At 48.1% G+C, this 1793-nt stretch carries 1 protein-coding gene; it reads left to right on the top strand.

Translation table 11 applies throughout. The features are described from left to right. Nucleotides 1-1793: Ig-like domain-containing protein (locus R7Q09_RS24145; RefSeq protein ID WP_318071323.1), on the top strand; the 1793-nt coding region annotated here is incomplete at both ends.

Genomic DNA, 1793 nt, shown 5'->3' with positions numbered 1-1793 from the left:
TTAAGCTTAAAAGATGCCAACTTAGTGTATACGCCTTCGGCTGAACATCACGAAGTGAATCTAAGCCAATATGTGACTACCTCTGACAACAGTCCATTTAAACTGACACGGGTAGAGGCGTTATCGTCGGATGCAGCCTGTCAGGTGGTGGGGCAAACGGACACCCAGTTTTATGTGGCAGGGGACACTAAAAAAGCGTGTGACTATCGTTATTTTGCGGAAAGTGCCAACGGCAAGTCGGTGGTCTCTCAAAGCTTGAGCAACACGTCAAACTCAGCACTGGTGCGACTGGCTACGACTGAGATATCAGCTGATGCAGAGTTGCCACCACTGACCAACGCGACCTTGAAAAACACACCAGTCAGCGTGGATTTACACGCGCAGTTTGATGCTATAGGTTTGGATGTTTCCGACTGGACGCTATCGGAAGAGGTGACCTTGCCGTATAACCACAACGCCCTTGTCGATGTGGATGTGGTTAATCAGACCCTCACGTATACGCCGGAAAGTGACTTCACCGGCATCGACCGCATTCTGTTCAGCTTTACTGATGCGGAGCAAAACCCCCGCCTGGGGCAGGTTGATATAGCTATCTCAGCAGAGGCAAATCAAGGTTTAACAGTGCAGGAAAATATTATTTATCCGAAAGAGGTGGAAGCCTCTACTCAAGTAGAGATAGATATTTCTCCGTACGTCACCAGCCCTGATGGTGATGACTATCAGTTAGTTTACCTTCAAGCCTTCAACGCACAAGTTCGCCCCGTTGCTCCTGAAGATATGTACAATAAAAAGTTTTATTTTGAAAGCTCAGATGCTGGCTATCATGATATCGCATTTGCAGTCAGTGACCATCAGGGTACGTATGAGATGGGGTTGATGCGCATTGAGGTCGTGGACGATGACCAACTCGCGAAATGGGGCCCTATTCGATATGGGGCGGATGTGTTTACCGCGCCATTGACCACGCGAGAGGCGTTAGATGCAGGGGTTGTATTCAATGGCAGTCATTTGGATACGAATTATGACCCTGCAATACAAATTGCGCTATTTAATTTCGAATCGGCGATGAAGTATTGTGAATCGATTGGTGCATCGGTGCCAACGGTAGAGCAATTGAAGGAGTTAGATAGGAATGTTGATATTCCCGCTGAGAACTGGCCTTTGCAAGCCGTCAAAAAAAATTATTATGCTCAGGTGGATGGGCAGTCACATTACGTGAAATTGGACAGTGGCTATACAGTGCCAAATGACGGTCAGGAGGCAATGAATCTAACCTGTATAAGTCAAGGTGAATTGGAGGTCTCACTGCCTGACTCCAAACTAGAAGCTATAGCAGACCAAGCGGATAAAGCCACAGTGGCGGTGAGAGTGACGCCTGGCTTTGGTTCTGATGCCGAAGGGCTTGTAGTTACAGCGTATTTGAGTGAAGGTACAGAGGGACAATTGGGGTCTACCAGTGAGGTCACGGACGAGTCTGGACTGGCGGTATTTGAAGTGACGAACCATAAAGCGGAGTTGGTTACGCTCAATGCGGAATATGAAGGTATTACTGTCTCTGAGAGCGTCACCTTTATTGGGGATGTGAATACGGCGAAGTTAACTCTGAATACCACCGTTAACAATGCACCATACAACGGCTCAAACGAGGTGAAGGCGGAACTCGATGATTTTAACGAGAACCCACTTGTGGGCTACGATGTTGTCTTCAAGGCAGATACCGACTCCGTCAAGGTTGAGTCACCAGGGAGTACGGATGCCTCTGGTGAGCAAACGGCTAAAGTGACTTGGGTGGG

This window comes from Vibrio sp. 2130-1 (assembly GCF_033339515.1).
The sequence above is the reverse complement of the archived record's forward strand: the minus strand, read 5'-3'. Positions and strand labels throughout refer to the sequence as shown.